Origin of the sequence: Xanthobacter autotrophicus, from assembly GCF_005871085.1 — a bacterium.
GTDB classification, from domain to species: domain Bacteria; phylum Pseudomonadota; class Alphaproteobacteria; order Rhizobiales; family Xanthobacteraceae; genus Xanthobacter; species Xanthobacter autotrophicus.
Genome location: NZ_VAUP01000028.1, coordinates 1 through 20957 on the forward strand (window position 1 = coordinate 1; position 20957 = coordinate 20957).

Consider the following 20957-nt stretch of genomic DNA (forward strand, 5'->3'; position numbering starts at 1 on the left):
CAAATCGGTCGGGTAGCGCTTCGCTCGTCGCTCAAATCCAGCCATCCGGCCACGGCTCTCTCGGGTCCACATCCCGAGCTTGAATCACGCCGCAGCCGGCACTTCAACCCATTCTCAAACGGTCTCTGACCGCGACCGCCGTCATCTGCGTCACGTCCCTCGCGCTCTACACACCGCTCTGGCTGGCCTTGTCCGCCCCGGCCCGGCTGCTCGCCATCGCGCCGGGCGAGCTGCTGCTGCAGGTTTTTTATCAGTCGCTGCTTTCGGCCATTGGCGCACTCTACTGTTATGGCCGGGCGATCGGGCGGCTTGGCGCCACGCGTGCCTCTGTCTTCGCGGCGATCGTGCCGTTGTTCTCGGTCATCATCGCCGCGGTCGTTCTGCACGAAAGCCCGAGCCCGCTCGAGCTGTGCGGCGCCGCGCTGCTGGCTACTGGCGCATTCGTCGCGTCTTGGCGTTTGCCGGACCGGCGCTGAGGCCAGCCTCTCGCCAGTCGGACGACATCTTCATCCCTTGCAGCAAGCAAGAAAGGATCATGCAATGTCCAATATCTACACCTCCATCCTCGATACGATCGGCAACACTCCCGTCGTGCGCCTGGCGCGTCTCTCGCCGCCTGACGTAGAGCTCTATGCCAAGCTCGAGGCGTTCAATCCATTGGGTTCGGTCAAGGATCGGCTGGCCCTTGGCGTTATCGAGGCCGCCGAACGCGACGGCAGATTGAAGCCCGGCCAGACCGTGATCGAGGCGACGAGCGGCAACACCGGGATCGGGCTTGCGATGGTCTGTGCGCGCAAGGGCTATCCTCTGGTCATTGTGATGGCGGAGAGCTTCTCGGTCGAGCGCCGGAAGCTGATGCGGTTCCTCGGCGCGCGGGTTGTGTTGACGCCCGCTGCCGAAAAGGGCACCGGCATGGTCGAGAAGGCGCGCGAACTCGCGGCGACGCACGGGTGGTTCTGGACCCGTCAGTTCGAAAACGAGGCCAACGCCGACATTCACAGTCGCACGACCGCACGCGAAATCCTGGAGGCTTTCGGGGGGACGGGGCCCGACTATTTCGTCACCGGCGCGGGCACTGGAGGCACGCTCAAGGGCATTGCGCGGGTTCTGCGGGCCGAGAGTCCGGCCACGCGGATCGTCGTATCGGAGCCCGAAAATACGCCGATGCTGGCAAGCGGAATTCGGCAGCGCTGCAGGGCTGATGGCACCCCGGCCGAGAGCCATCCGCTGTTCCGTCCCCATCCCATGCAGGGATGGGCGCCCGACTTCATCCCGCAACTCACCGCGGATGCCATCGACACGGGCCTGATCGATGCCATCCAGCCCGTTGGCGGCGCAGAATCCCTGCGCCTCGCCCGCGAGCTTGCGCGGCAGGAAGGCATCTTCTGTGGTGTCACCGGGGGCGCGACGCTGGCAGCAGCGCTCGACGTCGCGAAGACGGCGCGAAAGGGCTCCCGAATCCTGTTCATGGTGCCCGATACGGGCGAGCGCTACCTGTCGACACCGCTCTTCGATGCGATCGAACAGGAGATGAACGCCATCGAGAAGGAAATTTCGAACTCGACGCCGTCGTGCCGCTTCGGCGCTCCCGCATCGCAACCCGCGGCGGCAGCGGCGGTCGCGATCGAACCGGCTCCGGATGGGGCTCGCGACTTCGTCAGACAGGCGATCAACGACACCGAACAGCCCGTCGTGATGTTTGCGCTGGAATGGTGCGAGTTCTGCTGGGCGGTGCGCCGGTTCCTCCGGGATCTAGGCGTTCGGTTCCGGTCGGTTGATCTCGATTCGGTGGCGATGCAGGCCGACGGACTCGGCGGCGATATCCGCAAAGTGCTACAGGCCCTGACCGGCCAGCGCACCATTCCGCAGATATTCATCGGCGGAGCACATATCGGTGGCGCGGTCGACATCCTTGACCTTCACGACCGCGGAGAGCTGGTGACGCTTCTCGGCAAGGCCGGCGTTCAGCCCGCCGGCGACCCGACGCTCACGGCGCGGAGCTATTTGCCGAAATGGCTGGCCGCGAGACCCGCCGCATGAGGCCAGAGGCGTCTCGTCGCTTATATGGCGGGGTTCTGGATGAAACGCGCCGGTCCGCTGTGACGCTCGTCCCTCGCCAAGGCCCGACAACTGGGCGGCGTTTGGTGGTGCTGATCAGACCCACTTGAAACGGGATGCCAGTGGAGGACCGCGCATCCGGATGAGAGGGCCAGCTCCTTCCCGCGAATGTCAGCAATGTGCGGAGAGGCCAGAGCCCGCTCCCGACGCAGTAGGCCCATCAGCCGTCCATCAATCAACGCTCCCAGACTGGGGGGCTTCCGATCGATTTCCGCAGTGCCTGGGTGAAGGCTCTTACCTTCGCGCTCGGCTGCGGCAGGGCGCGCAGGAGGTAGATGCCCGACGGTCCATCGTTCCAGGGCTCGCCGCCAGGCCTCAACCGGACCAACGTCCCGGCCTTTACGTCCGGGCCGACCACCCAGCTCGACAGGAACGCGATCCCCAGGCCCGCCTCGGCCGCCGCACGCAGGGCCTCGAAATCATCTGAACGGAAGGCCACCGTGCCTTTCCCGGCATGGCCGGCCGGGCAGCCGAGCACATCGCGCCAGCCGAGGAGATCGGCGCCATGAAGCTTGTCGAGCAGACGATGCAATGACAGATCGGCTACGATGAGGGTTTCGGATGCCGGCCCGATCACGATGGTGGTGACGAGCGCGCGGGCCGGCGTCGGAAAGCCTCCAGGGGAGGAAACCGCGGTCTGACGTGCGCGACGGTTGAGGTCGGCGCCGTGCTACGTCCGATGTTGGGAAGGAACGCGGCTGATTGGGCAGCATGGCTCTGTCCACAAGATTGCGCTCGTGGGGTGATGGTCGTCAATACGCGAACCAGGCGGGCCCTGCTGGGAAGGAAAGAGTTCTCGGCCATAGCAAACACAGGGTCCATCGGCGCGCTGTGGCCCTCACTGTCCTTAAGACGAGATGCCGATCCAGGCAGGAGACCCGAGCATTATCTACAGGGTCGCAGGCTGCGCCCTCACGGCACTGCTGAGAGGGGTTCTCCCACCTGGCACCGGCCCCTCGACAAAGGGCCGGTAATCGTCACCGCTTTTGATGACGGCGTGCACCACGCGGGCCATCTTGGCGGTGATGCCGGATGGTCGCCGCGGCAGCGGTCTAGAGCACCTAACAAAACCATTTGCGGCCCGAACCCGACCGACCGCGGTAAGCCGGGCACCAAGCGGCACATCGTGGTCGACCGAAAGGGCCTGCCTCTCGCCGTCGTCCTGACCGGAGCCAACCGACACGACAGCATGGCGCTGACCGAGGTGGTCGATGCGGTCCGCCAGCTTCGCCAACGGCGTGGACGGCCCCGCAAGCGGCCCGACAAGCTCCATGCCGATAAAGGATTTGACTTCGAGCATTGCCGGAAGGACCTGCGCAGGCGCGCCATCACCCCGCGCATCGCTCGCCGCGGCACGGATAGCTCCGACCGTCTCGGCAAGCACCGCTGGGTGGTCGAGTGCACCTTCGCCTGTATCAACCAGTTCCGCCGCCTCGCCATCCGCTACGAACGCCACACCGACCTCTACCGCGCCTTCCTCGTCCTCGCCGCCGCAATCATCTGCTTCAGGGCGATCAGCAGGTTTTGTTAGGTGCTCTAAGTGGTTCTTCGTGCGGGTGTATCCTCTATTTAGAGGACATGAAGTGATGCCCGTAATCGCCTACCCTGCCGGCATCTTGCAAATCGTGTTCGTCGCGATGGGCAAGCCTTGGGGGGTGGGGTCATGTCTGCGCGTCGGGAAACCGCTGCCGATAAGCGGCGGCGCGGCTGCTGCATCGTCCTGAAGGACAACAAGCCCCGCGCGGGGATTTCATCCCGTCGCATTTGGCTGGCCGGGGCGTCGCTGCTTTGCCTTCTCGCCGTCGCAGGGGCTGTTCCGATCGATCGCGTGCAAGCCCAGACCTTCGGCGGAAACGGCGGGGCCGGCGAAGACCTTGTGCCCGGCGGCGCCGGCGGTGCCTATGGCGTGGCAGGGGCCGACGCCGAAGACGGCAAAAGCGGCGGCGGCGGCGGCGGCGTGGGCGCCGCAGGCGGCACAGGACTTCTTAGTGGCGGCGCGGCCGGCGCAGACGGCGGCGGCGATGGCGGGGCTGGGACAAGCCTTCCCTACGGCTATGGCGGCTCCGGCGGCGGCGGCGGCGGCGGCGGCACCTTCCTGACCACGGGTACCGACCAGCAGGTGACGACCGCCGCGACGGGTGGCCAGGGTGGCCGCGGGGGGTCGAGCCGCCTCAATGTAGAAAACAATGGATCGGCTGACATCAATGGCAGCGGCGGCGGGGGCGGCGCCGGTGGCTTCGGTATCGTCACGACGGCGCCTCTTACCCTCGACGTTTCCGCCAATGTGACGGGCGGGGCGGGTGGCGGCGGCGGGGGGGGATCCGCCTACGTCGCTGGCACAACATATGCCGCCGGCGGCGGCGCGGGCGGCGATGGCGGGTATGGCATTTATTTCACGCCGGGCGGCATCCTCACCAATAGCGCGATCATCTCCGGTGGAGATGGCGGCGATGGCGGCGGCAGCCCGTCGTATGGCGGATATGCCGGCAGCGGCGGCACGGGCGTTGCCGTCTCCGGATCGCAGATCGGAAGCCTCACCATCACCAATGGTGGCTCCATCCTAGGCGGCGATGGTGGCGAGGGAGGAGGCATCTCCCGGGCCAACCGCCCGGGAGAGGGACCCATGGTCGTCGGCGTGGCCGGCGCGGGCGGGGCCGGCATCACGGGGTATGGCTACGATCTGACCAACACCGGCAGCGTCATCGGTGGGATCGGCGGCCAGGGTGGATCGATGTTCATCGGCCCCAAGTCCAACGAGCCTGGCGCAGGAGGCGCGGGCGCGCAGGGCGGGGTCGGCGCAGGCGGATCCAATTTCACCATCCACAACACAAGCGTGATCGGTGGCGGCGCGGGCGGCGCGGGCGGAGCCGGCAGCGATAGCCAATTCGCACCGGTGGTGCCTGTGGGCGTAACCCTCTCCCAACACTTTACCGTTCCGGGATCATACGCCACCCTCGCCGGCAAGGGGGAGCCGGGCGATGACGGCGGCAATGGCGGAGCCGGCGGCCTCGGCGGTCTGGGAGGGGCGGGCATCAGCGGCACCTCCTTCACCGTGATCAACGAGACGACGCTTTACGGAGGCTCGGGCGGTCTCGGCGGCGATGGCGGACGCGGCGGCGCGGGCGGAACCGGGGGACCCGGGATCTCTTTGGAATCGACGATCAGCGTCCCAGGTGTGGTGCTCTCCAGCACGGCCGGAACCGGCGGCGCGGGCGGTGCGGGCGGCAACGGGGGTGAAGGCGGGACCGGGGGAGCCGGGGGCGTCGGCGTCACCGGCGCGCTCTTCGATCTGACGAACCGCGGAACGCTCACAGGCGGCGCGGGAGCCAAAGGCGGCAGCGGGGGCGCCGCGGGCGTCGGAGGCCAAGGCGGCGTGGGCGGCAACGTACGAGTTGACGTCGGTCCCGCTGTGGGTGATGCCGCCGGCAGGGGCGTAAGCGGCAAGGGCGGCGACGGCAATGTGGGGGGAGCCGGTGGCGCCGGCGGCACGGGTGGTGCCGGCGGCGCAGGCGTCAGCGGCAGTTCCTTCACCGTGACGAATGCAGGATCGATCGCGGGTGGCGCAGGAGCCGAAGGCGGCACCGGGGGTGAAGGCGGCGCAGGCGGCTCTGGCGGGTCGGCCGGTTCCTTCCAGCCTGGCGGCAGCGGCGACTTCCAAAATTCTGTGAACGTCTCAGGTGCCGCCCAAGGTGGCGGCAATGGTGGGCGCGGCGGTGACGGCGGCGCGGGTGGTGCCGGCGTCACCGGCACGGATTTTTCCATCACCAGTTCCGGCACGATCAGCGGCGGCAAGGGCGGTGATGGCGGCGCGGGCGGGAACGGCGGCAGCGGTGCCATCCCCGCCAAAGGCGGGACGGGCGGAAACGGCGGGAACGGGGGCAATGGCGGTGTCGGTGTGAGCGGCTCCAGCTTCACCCTCACCAATACAGGCACGATCAGCGGCGGCGACGGCGGAATGGCCGGAATGGGGGGCCTGGGAGGGGCTCGCGTGGAGGGCGGAAACGGCCTTTTTGCCCGTGCCGGAGACCCTGGAGTAGACGGCGTGGGCGGTCTCGGCGCGGTTGGCGTCGTCTCCACCGGCGGTTCCACCATCAAGAACGCCGGCTCCATCGTCGGCGGGCTTTCCGGCGATGGGGTGACGCGCGCCAATGCGGTGGAGCTGTCCGGCGGCGGCAACGCGCTGGAGCTTCAGGCGGGCTATTCCTTCACCGGCAATGTGCTCTCCACCAGCGGCGCCACCAATGGCGGCGATGCCCTGAAGCTCGGCGGCACGGGCGCGGCCGCGTTCGACGTGGGCCACGTGGTGCCGACCCTCTCGGGCTCGCTCTCCGGCACCCAATATGTGGGCTTCAACGCCTTGTCGGTGGTGGACGGGGAGTGGACCGGCACCGGCACCAATGCGAGCGGCCTGAGCTGGACCCTCACGGGCGGCGTGCTCGCCATCGCCGATGCGAAGACCTTGGAAGGGGCCGGCCCGTCCTTCCTCACCACCACGTTCGACGGCGGCACCCTGCGCACGACTGCCAGCCTCACGCTCTCCGGCGACCTCGTCCTGCTGGCGAACGGGGGCACCCTGGAGACCGCGAGCGGTACCACGGCAACGGTGGACGGTGCCCTTTCGGGCAGCGGTGCCTTCACCAAGGCCGGCGACGGCACGGCGACCCTCACCAACGCCAACATCGGCTTCACCGGCAAGACGGTGATCGACGCCGGCACGCTGGCTTTGTCGGGCGCGGGCTCGATTGCCAATTCGACCGCCGTCGCGGTGAATGCCACGTTCGACATCTCCGGCATCGACGGTGCCGGCACCACCATCAAGACCCTCTCCGGCAGCACCGATGGGGTGATCGCGCTCGGCACGAAGGCGCTCACCGTCAACCAGGGCGCAGACGCAACGTTCGCCGGCGTCATCTCCGGCGATGGCACCCTGACCAAGGAGGGGGCGTCCGCCCTCACCCTCACCGGCGCCAACACCTATGCCGGCGGGACGACCATTTCCGCCGGCACGCTGGCTTTGTCGGGCGCTGGCTCGATTGCCAATTCGAGCGCCGTCGCGGTGAATGCCACGCTCGACATCTCCGGCATCGACGGCGCCGGCACCACCATCAAGACCCTGTCCGGCAGCACCGATGGGGTGATCGCGCTCGGCACGAAGGCGCTCACCGTCAACCAGGGCGCAGACGCCACATTCGCCGGCGCCCTCTCCGGCAGCGGCGGCTTCATCAAGGAGGGGGCGTCCACCCTCACCCTCACCAACGCCAATGCCGGCTTCACCGGCAAGACGGTGATCGACGCCGGCACGCTGGCTTTGTCGGGCGCGGGCTCCATCGCCAACTCGACCGCCGTCGCGGTGAATGCCACGCTCGACATCTCCGGCATCGACGGCGCCGGCACTACCATCAACACCCTGTCCGGCAGCACCGATGGGGTGATCGCGCTCGGCACGAAGGCGCTCACCGTCAACCAGGGCGCAGACGCCACATTCGCCGGCGACATCTCCGGCAGCGGTGCGTTCACCAAGGAGGGGGCGTCCATACTCACCCTCACCGGCGCCAGTGCCGGCTTCACCGGCAAGACGGTGATCGACGCCGGCACGCTGGCTTTGTCGGGCGTAGGCTCGATTACCAATTCGAACTCCGTCGCGGTGAATGCCGCGTTTGACATCTCCGGCCTCGACGGCGCCGGCACCACCATCAAGACCCTGTCCGGCAGCACCGATGGGGTGATCGCGCTCGGCACGAAGGCGCTCACCGTCAACCAGGGCGCAGACGCCACATTCGCCGGCGACATCTCCGGTAGCGGTGCGTTCACCAAGGAGGGGGCGTCCATACTCACCCTCACCGGCGCCAATGCCGGCTTCACCGGCCAGACGGTGATCGACGCCGGCACGCTGGCCTTGGCGGGCGCGGGCTCCATCGCCAACTCGACCGCCGTCGCGGTGAATGCCACGCTCGACATCTCCGGCCTCGACGGCGCCGGCACCACCATCAAGACCCTCTCCGGCAGCGGCGACGGAGCGATCGCGCTCGGCACGAAGGCGCTCACCGTCAACCAGGGCGCCGACGCCACATTCGCCGGCGCCCTCTCCGGCAGCGGCGCCTTCACCAAGGAGGGGGCGTCCGCCCTCACCCTCACCGGCGCCAACACCGGCTTCACCGGCCAGACGGTGATCGACGCCGGCACGCTGGCCTTGGCGGGCGCAGGCTCCATCGCCAGCTCAAGCGCCGTCGCGGTGAATGCCACGTTTGACATCTCCGGTCTCGACGGCGCCGGCACCACCATCAAGACCCTCTCCGGCAGCGGCGACGGAGCGATCGCGCTCGGCACGAAGGTGCTCACCGTCAACCAGGGCGCCGACGCCACATTCGCCGGCGCCCTCTCCGGCAGCGGCGCCTTCACCAAGGAGGGGGCGTCCACCCTCACCCTCACCAATGCCCATGCCGGCTTCACCGGCAAGACGGAGATCGACGCCGGCACGCTGGCCTTGGCGGGCGCAGGCTCCATCGCCAGCTCAAGCGCCGTCGCGGTGAATGCCGCGTTTGACATCTCCGGCCTCGACGGCGCCGGCACCACCATCAAGACCCTGTCCGGCAGCAACGAGGGGGGGATCGCGCTCGGCACGAAGGCGCTCACCGTCAACCAGGGCGCCGACGCAACGTTCGCTGGCGTCATCTCCGGCGATGGCGCCCTGACCAAGGAGGGGGCGTCCACCCTCATCCTCACCGGCGCCAACATCTATGCGGGCGGCACGACCATTTCCGCCGGCACGCTGCAGATCGGCGATGGCGGCACTGCGGGCTCCCTCACCGGCGATGTGCTGAACAATGCCACCTTGGTCTTCGACCGCTCCGATGCCTATGGCTTCAGCGGCGGCCTTTCGGGCGCGGGCACCATGACCTTCCGCGGCGGCGGCACGGTGCAGCTCGGATCGTCCGGCACCTTCAGCGGCGGCACATTCGTTGAGGACGGCACCGTCACCCTCGCCAATGCGGCCCTCGGCGCCTCCGTCTTCACTGTGCAGACCGGCGGCGTTCTGGCCGGCCAGGGCACAATCGGCGGGCTCGTGGTCAATTCAGGGGGCATCGCGGCACCGGGCAATTCGCCGGGCACCCTCACCGTGAATGGCGATGTCGCCTTCAATTCCGGCTCGGTCTACCGGGTGGACGTGACCGCCGGCGGCGCCCACGACCTCATCGAGGCCACGGGTGCCGTCACCCTGTCTTCCGGCGCATCCGTCGCCGTGAATGCCGGCGCGGCGGTGTTCCTGCCGGGAACGGCCTACGCCATCATCACCACCTCCGGCACGGTCACCGGCACGTTCGGTTCGCTCACTGGCGACTTGCCCTCCAGCACTTACATCTTCCTCGATCCGGGCCTCTCCTACGACACCCACAATGTGTATCTGGGGCTGATCTATAACGACGTTGCGTTCACCACCTTCGCCCGCACGCCGAACGAGGCCGGTGCCGCCAACGCCGCCCAGCCCCTCGGCGACGGCAATCCCATCTATGACGCCATTCTCGCTCTGCCCAAGGGCACAACGCCGGGGGCCGCGTTCGCCGCGCTCTCTGGCGAGGCTTATGCGTCGGCGAGCACGGTGATCGTGCAGCAATCGAGCTATGTCCGCGATGCGGTGGGCGCGCGCCTGATCCAGGCGCTCACGCCGGAAGGCGCCGCGCCGCTCGGCTACGCCATGCCGGTGAAGGCTCCGGCCACCGCCCGCCTCGGGGCCGGCCTCACCCCCACTTTGTGGGCGCTGGGCTATGGCGGCTGGGGTGACACCAACGGCAACAGCAATGCGGCCAGCGTCTCCAACACCATTGGCGGCTTCCTCATCGGTGCCGACGTGGCGGTGAGCGAGACCGCACGCGCCGGCCTCTTCGGCGGCTATGGCCGGTCCAATTTCGATGTGGCGGACCGGGCCTCCTCCGGCTCCATCGACACGTACGACATGGGCCTTTACGGCGCGGCCCAGTTCGGCCGCCTCGCCGCGCGCGGGGCTTTGACCTATGGCTGGCATGAAGTCTCCATGGACCGCACCGTCGCCTTCCCCGGCTTCTATGAAGCGATTTCCGGCGGCTATAGTTCAGGCTCTTTCCAGTCCTTCGGCGAATTGGCCTATGGCCTCACCTTCGGCGCCTTCGATGTGGAGCCGTTCGCAGGGCTGGCCTATCTCAACCTCGATGGCGCCTCCCTCACCGAGACCGGCGGGGCGGCGGCGCTCGGCGTCAGTACCGCATCGTTCGAGACGACCTATTCGACGCTGGGCATGCGGCTCGCCACTTCCATCGGTGTGTTCGGGCGGCCTTTGACCCCGAGCGTGACCCTCGCCTGGCAGCACGCCTTCGGCGACACGACGCCTTATGCGAGCATGCTCTTTGCCGGCGGGACGACGCCCTTCCAGGTGGCGGGCGCCCCCATCGCGCAGGATGCCTTGCTGGTGGGCGCGGGGCTCGGCTATGCCGCCTCGGAGCTTGCCACCCTCTCGGTCAAATATAACGGGCAGATCGCCTCCGGCGCCTCACAGAGCGCGTTCTCGGCGGAATTCGCCTGGAAGTTCTGAGGTAAGGCTTATCTTAGGAATGGCTCATCGGTTCCCTTGGAGGCTTCGTCAGCCCCCGAGGTGTAGCCGGGAAGAACCCATCCGATCCGCCGCCGATCCGAGCCTGATAGCGGTTAGCCGGCGCCATTGAGCCATAGGCTCATGAGTTCCGCGCGGCTGCTCACGCCGAATTTGCGGAAGATGCGCGTGACGTGCTGGTGGGCCGTGGAGGTGGCGATTTCCAGCTCGCGACCGATCGCCTTTTCCGTGGCCTTGGTGAGCAGCATGTGCAGCACCCGCCGCTCCGCCGGCGTCAGAGGCGAAGAGGCCATGATGAGGCCGTGCCCCAACATCAGATGGCGGTGAAACCATTTGATGCCGCGCAGCGCGTGGACGAGTTGCGCGATCTCCTCATCGGTGAAGGTCTTGCCCGAATAAAAGCCGAAATGGGATTCGCAATCGGCATTCAGGGGAAAGGCGACGAAGATCGCATCGTGCGTGCTCACCGAACCGTAGTGCCGCCGGTAGAAGGGCGTCTCGAACCAGTCCTCGGGCAGTTCCCGGCGGAAGGAATAGGTGCGGAACGTGCCGACATTCTGCATGGGCAGAAGGAAGGAGGGATCGATCTCGCGTCGGTCCCAGACCTGCATGATCTCCTTGAAATGCTGTTCATCGGGATGGGGCTGGACCGGATGCAAGGCTTGCATGGCCGCGACGCGCCAGCCCTGAAGGGGATCGGCGGGGGCCACATCGCCAAGACGGATGGCACCGGCCCAAGTGGCGTTCCAGGCCCCCGTCGCTTCGCAGAGCGCCGTCATGAGATGGGCGGCCGCCATCGGTGATTGACCGGCCTCGAAGTCGGACAATTCGTCCCAAAGGAGGTGTATGGCTTCGATGTTCACGGGCACTCGCGATCCCAGCCTTCATCCGCGCCGCATCAAACGCAGAATCCTCGCTCTGTCGACTAACACCACGGGACCTTTCAAAAGGCGATAGGCTAAACGGCGCGGTGTTGGAAGGCGCGATATCAGGCCGCAGACGCGCATGGCGTAAAGACCGTTCGCTCGCCTTTGCACGCCGGTTCTGCAGCATCCAGCTGATCGGCGCCCTCATCGACGAGGCCGACACAAGGCGGCGTCTCTCATGTCGCCAACGAATCGACGGTCGGCACCGTGAGGACGCAGCCAACACCCTCGCCGCCGTCTGAATCGTCACCAATGTGAGCCCGTATGAAACCGGACTCCATGCCGATCAATAGGCCTGCAGCGCCAGCACCCCCCCGGGGCCGATCATCAGTCCCCAGGTTTCGTCGGAGCGAACCTCCACTTCGTCGGCCTGAACCCTTCCGCCTGTTTTGATCGAATATTTGTACTTCCCGGGCGCTAGATCCAAGGTTGGCCCGTCAGGCGCCTTGGTTCCAGCATTTCCTGCGACCTTGATCGCCCGATTATTGAAGGTGAGTGATAATTCGTCTGGCATGATATTGCCGAACATCACGCGGGCCTTTCCGGCTTCCGGCAAAATGCCCGCTTTCCGGGCCGCCTCCGGATTTTTCAGGCTCAGGTTGACCGTTGTTTCATTGCCCTTTCGACCGAGCTTCAACACGGCGGGCCCGTCAGGGGACGTGAAGCGGACCGTCGCACGGTCGGCCGCGACCACCTGGCCTTTGGCCTCCTCTTTCCAGTTTCGATTGCCAAGCTCGCGCCGGTAGAATTCCAGGACCGCGGCGAGGTCGAGCGGCACATTGGCGTTGAGCTCGCGCCGGAACGGTGTCTGGGTTCCTTCCGACATCGTGTGGCGCTTGGGAACCGGCAGCCCCGCGCTCTCCTCGACGATGAGATCATCTGCCGACGGCGCTGGCGCACCGCCCGTACGACTTTCGTTCTTCTGGGCGGGCTCATCGGGCTTCGCGCCCGCAATCTGCAGGCCCGAGCCCCGCGCATTCACATTGGTGCTGGGGCCCATCTTCATGACCGTGATGGAGAGATCCTTGTTCCCCTTGGCGAATTGGAGCTGCGCCATGTTGGCGTTGTTGATCACGCCTGGCTTCGCGCGCCATCCGGACTGCTTCAGGGCCGACCGGAAAAACTCGGCGATCGACTTGACGTTGGACTTGCTCGTGAATTGGAGCGTTCCGTCCTCGCCGTCGAAATCGACGTCCTGCGCGGTCTCCGGGAGCGGGATAGGCGCGCTGCCGCCCGCGAGCGGCCGCAGCGGCTCGACGGAATCGCCGGCCCCGTGCGCGGGGGCCTGCGGCATCGCGGCACCGCCGGGCATCGATTCGGCCGCGCGCATCATCTGCTGAGCCTGCTGCAGCAGGTCATTGACCGAGCCGCCGCCCGTCACGCCATTGGTCTTGGGCTTGGTGATTTTCTCAATGAGGCTAACGGTCGTCAGCCCGTACTGGCGAGCGAGCTTCAGAGTCGCCGTGCCTTCGGGAAAGTTGAAATTCACCACCGCCTCGTCCGGACCGATCGTACTGCGCGGCGCATCCTCTTTCCACCCGCGCGCCGAAAGCGCACCCCTGTAGAACGACAGCACCGCTTCGAGGCTTGCCTGGACCTGGACGTGGATCTCCCGCCCGGTCCCGCCATTCGTGCCACCCGCATTCCTGCGCGGCTTGGGGACCGGCAGGCCGAAGATATCGCCATCGGCCTCGACCGACTGCAGTTCGGCGAAGAAGGGTGTTTTCAGCTCCACCAGCGTCCTGCCGAGATCGTTCGTCCGCAAGACGAGCGTGAGCGGCCGGGTATTGCCGCGCATGAAATAGGCGATGTCGCCATTCGCGGGTTTGGGATCAAGCTTCGCATTCGGCCATTTCGCCGCGATGTCCGCATCCGGGAGCAGCTCCCAATCGCTTTCGGCGAGCTTGCGGGCATAGAATTCACGCAGGCTCTGCGGCGTGCCGCCCGAGGTCAGGCTGAGATAAGGCCGATGCTCGTCGAACACCACGTCGAGGGCGTCGTCCGGAACCGGCGGAGCGAATTGCAACCGATCGGCCACATACTCCACCGTGGTCTGATCCGTGGTGTCCTCGTTCCTGCCGGGCGAAATGGTGAACCGAACCGAAAGGCCCTGCTGCCCCTTGATGAAGGTCAGCCAGGTCGAATGCCGGTCATCCAACGGAACCACACAAAAGCTCCAGCCCTGGGCGGCCAGCAGCGCCTTGATCGCCGCGGTCGTGGCGGGAACATGACCGGGAACTGAGTAAGATACGCGCTCGGCGGTTGACTTTCCTGTGTCACGTGCGCCCGGGAGGCGCGGCAGATCGGAGACGACGACCAGAGGCGCGACATTGTCGCGGTTGAGATAGACTTGGCGGGCGTTCTCAAGAATGCTGATCGGCTGCGGCGTGATCTCAACCCTGACTTTTCCGGCGTCGGCCTTTTGCAGCACGAGCGCCAAGGCCGTTTTCGGGCTCTGGTCGCTGACAAAATAGGCGTAGCCCCCGCCGTCATGGAGCGTTCCCGAAGGACCTCCCGGCGCCTGCTTTCCATTGGCCTTTGCCGACCACAGAAACCAGCCTCGGCCGGCGAGTTCCCGGCGGTAGAAATCGAGGAGCTTTTCGACCGGCTCGCCGCTTGTCAGGCTCAACGACGGCCTGTCCGGCGAATATTCGATACTGGCGGCATCGGCCGTGAAAGGCAGGTCCACCTTCAGTGGAACAGCGGAATATTGTACGCTGATGGCGTTATTCTGGGCTGGCGCGACTGTGATGAAGACGTTGAGGGCCTGCGATCCCTTCTTTAACGTCATGGTCTTCATCGTCGGGTTTTCAGCAGAGGCCGCGTTTGGCGCGGTATATTGTTGCCAGCCGAGGGCTGTGAGCGCCTTTTCGACCGCGTCAGTCGTCGGGCCGATCGCCTGGGGTGAGACGAAGATCGTCGTAGATGGGCTGGCGAAAACGTCCTTGGCACCGGGAACCCGCGGCAGCTTGCTGGCGTCAAAGTCGCCGACGCTGGCGCGATCCGGCACCTGGGCCCTGGAAGGCAGGCACTGCGCAGCGGAAACCGCGATGATCGCGCAAAATGCCAAAAGATAACGGCGGTGGCCGCCTCGCCGCACGCCGAAGCTCCCGATTTCGCCGATCATTATAGTCTCCAGAGGAAGCGCCACGGGCCGAAAAGCAAAACGACTTTCGATCCAATTGCTTCCCATGATCGGCGCACATTGTGAAGGCTCCGCTTTGGGAAAACCGTTCTGAACGACCGACGTTGATCGTGATTATGTCGGGCATAGGTCTCTGTGGCGGTAGGATTTAGCCTTATCAGCCCGCCAGAGCACGCGTCGATCTGCTTGCATCGCAAGCTGATCGGACAACGCGTTCTCTTTTGTAGCAGGGGGCAGAGGCAGCGATTGCCAAGGGTCGATGACCGAGCCCCCTCCGGTGGCCTCCTTTGCAGCGAGAACGCTCTCCATCGCCAACTCTTCCCCCAGCCGGAATGGAACCGCGGCTGATGAGCGTGTCCCGGCGCGGATTACACCTACGCCGGGACACGGCTTCTCGTTCCTCCGCCGCGGGGGAATGCGGAGGTCACGACCACAAGAGATGTGAAACGTAGGAGGCGGGGCGTCAGGCCGCGCAGGTCGGACGGGCCCGACGCCGGGCCGCGAGACCTTCGATCTCCGCAACGAAGCGCTCCCGCGCCGGCGCCTCGGCACGCAGGGCGTCTGCGATCCTGCGCGCATTCTGCACGAAGGCGGGCTGATCGATCAGCCGGCAGATGGCTGCGGCGATGGCGCCGGCGTCGCTCGCCGGGTCGAGCCTCAGGCCCGCGCCGTGATATTCGACACGCGCGGCATTCTCGTTCTGGTCGCGGCCCATGGGCAGGACCAGCAGCGGCACGCCGTGCCGGAGCGCGCGCAGGGTGGTGCCATGCCCGCCATGGGTGATGGCCAGGGTCGCCCGCGGCAGGATCGCCTCATGCGAGGCGGACGCTACGATCCGCACATTGGGACGGGCCGGAAGGTCGGAGGCTTCGAGCATGTCGCCGAGCGTGACGATCGCCTCCACCGGCAGGGCGCCGAGCACCTCCACGAGGCGGGCGAGCACGGCGCGCTGCCCCTGTTCCGTGGTGCTGAAGGAGACCAGCACGCGCGGCCCCTCCGCCCCCTCGAAGCCTTCCCTGCTCCCCGCGGCCCAGCTCGGCTCGCGCAGCAGCGGCCCAATGTAGCGGACCTCCTCGGGAAGCCCGGCGACGGGAAAATCGAAGGCCGCGCTCGTCGCCAGCAGCTGGAGGTCGGCCGCGCGCATCTGGTCGAGCACGCGGGCGAGCGGCTTCAGCCCCAGCGACGTGCGCGCGGCGTTGAGGTGCGGAAGGAAACCGTTCCACAACGCCTCCACCGCCCCGGCGACTGCACGGTCACGCTCATGGTCCGCGTCGCTCGCGGCCGGAAGGAAGCCGGGACCGAACGGGGGATGCCCCGGCAGCGGGGAGAGCGAGACGTTGGGCGCAAGGACCGCGGTGGGGATCTGCGCCACCTCTCCCGCCAGCACGCTTCCGAACAGCAGGTCGCTGGCGACCAGCACGTCGGCCGGGCGCACCGTCATCACGTCGATGAGATCGCGCGCATAGGCATCGGAGGGGCCGAGGAAGATCCGCTCGGACCAGGCCGCCATGACGGCGAACGGATCGGGCCACTCGTCGTCACGCACCGGAGCACTCGCAGCGGAGCGGTCGGGCCGGTTCGGCGCCCGCTTCCAGCCCACGAAATGCGCACCCGCCGCCCGTGCGTCGCTGACCATGGAATCGTCGGCGACAAGGGTCACGTCGTGGCCGCGGGCGCAGAGCGCCTCGACAGCGGCAAGTGTCGGCGGCACGTTGCCGCCGCCCTCCCATCCGGCCACGACGATGCGCAGCCGGCCCGCGGGGGCCAGTGTGGGTTCCATCTCCATCCTCCTTATATGCCGGCGTTCGGGCGCCGGCGCCCTTCACTCCTCGCGGAGCAGCCGCTCCACGATCTGCGTCATCAGGCGCTGCGTCCGCTCGGCATCGTGGCCCTGCCGACGGCGCATGAGGTGCCACACCCAGACGTCCGTCACCGCCAGAAGCTCGGCGAGCAGGTCGTCCCGCCGCGCGCCTTCGCGCTTGTCGAGCCACGGGCGGAACATGTCCGTGATCCATTCCCGGTGGCCGCGGCGGCCCTGGTCCAGAACTGCGCCGAACTCGGGAATGCGATCCTCCTGGTTCAACGTGCGCACCACCAGATCGCCGCTGCGCTCGTAGTCGGCGATGAGGACGCCGATGATGCCGGCGACCTCAGCTGGCGCGTCCTGCCAGCGATGCGTCCGGATCGTGCTGTCCTGCTGCGCCGCGAGCGCGCTCAATACACCGGCCTTGCTGCCGAAGCGGCGGATCACCGTCTGGCGCGTGGTACCGGCTGCTGCGGCGATCTCGTCCAGAGTGACCTCGTCGAACCAGCGCGTCTCCATCAGCGTCGCGAACGCCTCGACGATCTGCTGCTCGGTGCCGCGCACCGCGCTCTCCCGCGCCACCTGCCGATAGGGCCTCGCCGCCATGATCAACTCCATTTCGTGTTACATTGAGTAACACGAAATATGGGCCTGTCAATGGCACGCGCCTGGTGTTTCCACGCTGGAACTCTCCCGCGCTCTGAAGCGGCTTCACGGCATCCCGCAAGTGGTGTGTTCTGACCGCGTCAGATCAGCCGCAGCCCCTTCAGGCTGGCGTGGCCATCCTTGCCGACGATGATGTGGTCATGCACCTCGATACCCAGCGGCTTGGCTACGTCGATGATCCGCCGTGTCATGTCGATGTCGGCGCGGGACGGGGTCGGGTCCCCCGACGGGTGGTTGTGGCAGAGGATGACGGCGGAGGCGGAGACCTCCAGCGCCCGCTTCACCACCTCGCGCGGATAGACCGGGGCATGGTCCACGGTGCCGGTCTGCAGCACCTCGTCGGCGATGAGCTGGTTGCGTTTGTCGAGGAACAGAACGCGCACCTGCTCGCGGTCCGCATAGGCCATGGCAGTGCGGCAATAGTCGATCACCGCGCTCCAGGATGACAGTACCGGCCGGCGCTTGACCTGCCCCTTGGCGAGCCGCTGGGCCGCCGCCTCCACCACCTTCAGCTCGGTGATGATGGCATCCTTCACCCCCGGAACCTCGGCCAGAAGGCCGGGGGGCGCGGCCACCACCTCGGCGAAGGAGCCGAAGCGGTCCACCAGCGCCTTGGCCAAGGGCTTCACGTCCCGCCGCGGCACGGCGCGGAACAGCACCAGCTCGAGCAGCTCATAGTCGGCCAAGGCCAGCGAGCCCGCCTCGCGGAAACGCGCGCGGAGACGGTCCCGGTGCCCATGAAAATGGGGTGCTTCGTTCAGGCCGTCTTCCGGCGCCTCGGCCATCAGCGTGTCCGGCTCTTCCTCAGGCGGGGACGTAGGGCGGCTTGTGGTAGCCCTTGGGGCTCAGGGTGAAGATCTCGACGCCGGTCTCGGTCACGCCCACGGCGTGCTCGAACTGGGCCGAGAGGGAGCGGTCGCGGGTGACGGCGGTCCAGCCGTCGGACAGCACCTTCACGTGGGGACGGCCCAGATTGATCATGGGCTCCACGGTGAAGATCATGCCCGGCATCAGCTTCGGCCCCTCGCCGCGACGACCCACATGCACGATGTTGGGCTCGTCGTGGAACACCTGGCCGACACCGTGGCCGCAGAAGTCGCGCACCACGCTCATGTGCTGCGGCTCCACGAAGTCCTGGATGGCGGCGCCGATGTCGCCCACATGGCCGCCGGGGCGGATGGCCGCGATGCCGAGCATCATGGCGTCATAGGTCACTTCCAGCAACCGCTCGGCCCGGCGCGGGATGGCGCCCACGGGATACATGCGGCTCGAGTCGCCGTACCAGCCGTCGAGGACCAGCGTCACGTCCACATTGACGATGTCGCCCTCGCGCAGGGGGCGGGCATTGGGCATGCCGTGGCACACCACGTGGTTCACCGAGGTGCACACGCTGAAGCGGTAGCCGCGATACATCAGGGTCGCCGGATAGGCGCCGTGATCCATGGCGAATTCGTAGATCAGCCGGTCGATGGCGTCGGTGGTGACACCGGGCGCCACCATCTCGGCCACGGCGTCGAGCGCCTGCGCGGTGAGTTGCCCGGCCTTGCGCATGCCCTCGAAGCCTTCCGGCCCGTAGAGCTTGATATGGCCGGTCTTGCGCAGCGGCGCGTTGGCCGCTTCAACATAAGTCATGGATCACGCCTTCAAGGCTGCGCCTTTCGCGCCGCCGCTCACGAAATTTCTCTTCCCACAGATTTAGGCCAAGCGGCCGGCAAAGCAAGCTTCGCTCTGTTTCCCGGGGGCGGATCCCAGTAGGGCATGCCCGGCCAGCGGTTTGCGCGGGGGTGCCGCGGGCGCCGCGCGGCCTTAAGATCGTCGATCGCGAATCGTAACCCAAGCCGCCATGTTCATCCGTCGCCTGCCTCCCGTGCTTATTGACCGTATCGCCGCCGGCGAGGTGGTGGAGCGGCCGGCTGCCGTGGTGAAGGAACTGGTCGAGAACGCGCTGGATGCCGGCGCGCGGTCCGTCGAGGTGGTGATCCAGGGCGGCGGCCGGCGCCTGGTGCGGGTCACCGACGACGGCAGCGGCATGGGGCCGGATGATCTTGCCCTGTGCGTGGAGCGCCACGCCACCTCCAAGCTCGCCGGGGAAGACCTCTTGTCCATCTCCACCCTCGGCTTCCGGGGGGAGGCGCTGCCCTCCATCGGATCGGTGGCGCATCTTTCCATTGCCAGCCGCCCGAGGGACGCGGCCCACGCCTTCGAGGTGCGGGTGGATGGCGGGGTGGTCACGCCGCCGCGGCCCGCTGCGCTGGGTGGTGGGACGCGTGTCGAGGTGCGGGACCTGTTCTATGCGACGCCGGCCCGCCTGAAATTTCTGAAATCCGACCGGGCCGAGGGCGCGGCGGCGGCGGACGTGGTGCGGCGCCTCGCGCTGGCGCGGCCCGACGTGGCCTTCACCCTCGTCACCGACGAGCGCGCCGCGGTGACCTTCCCGGTGCGCGCGGATGATGCCGAGGGCCGCGCCATGCGCCTTGCCGACGTGCTGGGGGCGGAGGCGGGGCGCAATGTGGTGGCGGTCCACGGCATCCGCGACGACGTGATGCTGGAGGGCCTCGCCGGCCTGCCCACCTTCTCCAAGGCCAATTCGCTCAGCCAATATCTGTTCGTGAACGGCCGCCCGGTACGCGACAAGCTGCTGATGGGCGCCGTGCGCGCCGCCTATGCGGACCTCTTGCCGTCGGACCGCTATCCGGTGCTGGCGCTGTTCATCAGCCTCGATCCGCGCGACGTGGACGTGAACGTGCACCCGGCCAAGACCGAGGTACGGTTCCGCGACGGCGGCAATGTGCGCGCGCTCATCGTGCGCACGCTGTCCGATGCGCTGGGCGCGCGCATCCCCTCCACCTCCGGCACCATGGCCGACCGGCTGGTGGCGCTGGCCCGCACGCCGGAGCTGGGCGCACGGCCCGCATTCGCGCCCGCCGTGCCGTTCTCAGGCCCCGGCGGCGGGGCCTTCGCCGGCTTCCGGCCGGCGCCGGCGCTGGATTATGACTGGCGCCAGTCGCCTGCGCGGCCTGCGATTTCAGGGCTGGGGGAGGAGGAGCAGGCGCGGCTCGACATCGCCGAGCCCTCGGCGGATGCGCGCGCCGATGCCGCGCCTCTCTCCGCCGTTGATCTCGACCGGCCGTTGGGGGCGGCGCGGGCGCAACTGCACGAAACCTATATCGTTGCCCAGACACGCGAGGGACTCGTCCTCGTGGACCAGCATGCGGCCCACGAGCGCCTGGTCTACGAGAAGCTCAAGTCGGCGCTGGCCCGCGACGGCGTCGGCCGGCAGGGCCTGCTGATCCCGGTGGTGGTGGACCTCGACCCCGCCGATGCCGACCGCCTCACCGAGCGCGCCGCCGATCTCGCGGCGCTGGGGCTGGTGCTGGAGAGCTTCGGTCCCGGCGCGGTGCTGGTGCGCGAGGTGCCGGCCCTGCTAAGGGACGCGGACGTGACCCGCCTCGTCACCGACCTCGCCGAGCATGCCGCCGAATGGGACGATGCTCTGCCGCTGGAGAGGCGCCTGCTCCATGTGGCCGCCACCATGGCCTGCCATGGCTCGGTGCGGGCGGGGCGGCGCCTGAAGGTGGAGGAGATGAACGCTTTGCTGCGTGAGATGGAGGAGACCCCAAACGCCGGCGAGTGCAACCACGGCCGGCCGACCTTCGTCACCCTGTCGCTGAAGGACGTGGAAAAACTGTTCGCCCGGCGCTGAGGGTGCCATCAAAC

At 67.5% G+C, this 20957-nt stretch carries 11 protein-coding genes and 1 pseudogene; 5 read left to right on the forward strand and 7 right to left on the reverse strand.

Features of this window, described 5'->3' with window-relative positions; translation table 11 throughout:
* Window positions 1–125 precede the first annotated feature (125 nt).
* The gene (locus tag FBQ73_RS11875) at window positions 126–476 is read left to right on the forward strand and encodes an EamA family transporter (RefSeq protein WP_281278811.1); all 351 of its coding nucleotides are present in this window, start codon (window positions 126–128) and stop codon (window positions 474–476) included.
* 64 nt (window positions 477–540) lie between these two features.
* Window positions 541–2040 (forward strand): pyridoxal-phosphate dependent enzyme, encoded by a 1500-nt coding sequence (locus FBQ73_RS11880; RefSeq protein WP_138399723.1) that lies wholly within the window; start codon window positions 541–543, stop codon window positions 2038–2040.
* 253 nt (window positions 2041–2293) lie between these two features.
* On the opposite strand, the gene FBQ73_RS11885 is transcribed toward FBQ73_RS11880, so the two are convergent.
* Window positions 2294–2695: a LysR substrate-binding domain-containing protein gene (locus FBQ73_RS11885; RefSeq protein WP_246089674.1), complete on the reverse strand. Its 402-nt coding sequence runs from the start codon at window positions 2693–2695 to the stop codon at window positions 2294–2296.
* Between the two features lie 501 nt (window positions 2696–3196).
* Between FBQ73_RS11885 and FBQ73_RS11890 the strand changes: the two are divergent.
* Together FBQ73_RS11890 and FBQ73_RS11900 are read left to right on the forward strand one after the other, a co-directional pair.
* Window positions 3197–3649: pseudogene (locus FBQ73_RS11890) on the forward strand (IS5 family transposase); the annotation flags it as partial.
* 297 nt (window positions 3650–3946) lie between these two features.
* Window positions 3947–10681: an autotransporter-associated beta strand repeat-containing protein gene (locus tag FBQ73_RS11900; protein ID WP_170218867.1), complete on the forward strand. Its 6735-nt coding sequence runs from the start codon at window positions 3947–3949 to the stop codon at window positions 10679–10681.
* A 113-nt stretch (window positions 10682–10794) separates the two neighbouring features.
* On the opposite strand, the gene FBQ73_RS11905 is transcribed toward FBQ73_RS11900, so the two are convergent.
* From FBQ73_RS11905 to map, 6 genes are all read right to left on the reverse strand, one after another.
* Window positions 10795–11562, reverse strand: a complete 768-nt coding sequence (locus tag FBQ73_RS11905) for a helix-turn-helix transcriptional regulator (RefSeq protein WP_138399726.1) — start codon at window positions 11560–11562, stop codon at window positions 10795–10797.
* Between the two features lie 349 nt (window positions 11563–11911).
* Window positions 11912–14752, reverse strand: coding sequence for a hypothetical protein (locus FBQ73_RS11910; RefSeq protein ID WP_138399727.1), 2841 nt, complete (start codon window positions 14750–14752; stop codon window positions 11912–11914).
* A gap of 481 nt (window positions 14753–15233) precedes the next feature.
* Window positions 15234–16550: a glycosyltransferase gene (locus FBQ73_RS11915; protein WP_138399728.1), complete on the reverse strand. Its 1317-nt coding sequence runs from the start codon at window positions 16548–16550 to the stop codon at window positions 15234–15236.
* A gap of 42 nt (window positions 16551–16592) precedes the next feature.
* The gene (locus FBQ73_RS11920) at window positions 16593–17180 is read right to left on the reverse strand and encodes a TetR/AcrR family transcriptional regulator (RefSeq protein ID WP_138399729.1); all 588 of its coding nucleotides are present in this window, start codon (window positions 17178–17180) and stop codon (window positions 16593–16595) included.
* A gap of 140 nt (window positions 17181–17320) precedes the next feature.
* Window positions 17321–18025: a RadC family protein gene (radC, locus tag FBQ73_RS11925; RefSeq protein WP_138399730.1), complete on the reverse strand. Its 705-nt coding sequence runs from the start codon at window positions 18023–18025 to the stop codon at window positions 17321–17323.
* A 19-nt stretch (window positions 18026–18044) separates the two neighbouring features.
* Complete coding sequence (gene map / locus FBQ73_RS11930) at window positions 18045–18872, reverse strand: type I methionyl aminopeptidase (protein ID WP_138399731.1); 828 nt, start codon at window positions 18870–18872, stop codon at window positions 18045–18047.
* A gap of 211 nt (window positions 18873–19083) precedes the next feature.
* Between map and mutL the strand changes: the two genes are divergently transcribed.
* Window positions 19084–20943: a DNA mismatch repair endonuclease MutL gene (gene mutL, locus FBQ73_RS11935; RefSeq protein ID WP_138399732.1), complete on the forward strand. Its 1860-nt coding sequence runs from the start codon at window positions 19084–19086 to the stop codon at window positions 20941–20943.
* The last annotated feature ends 14 nt before the right edge of the window (window positions 20944–20957 follow it).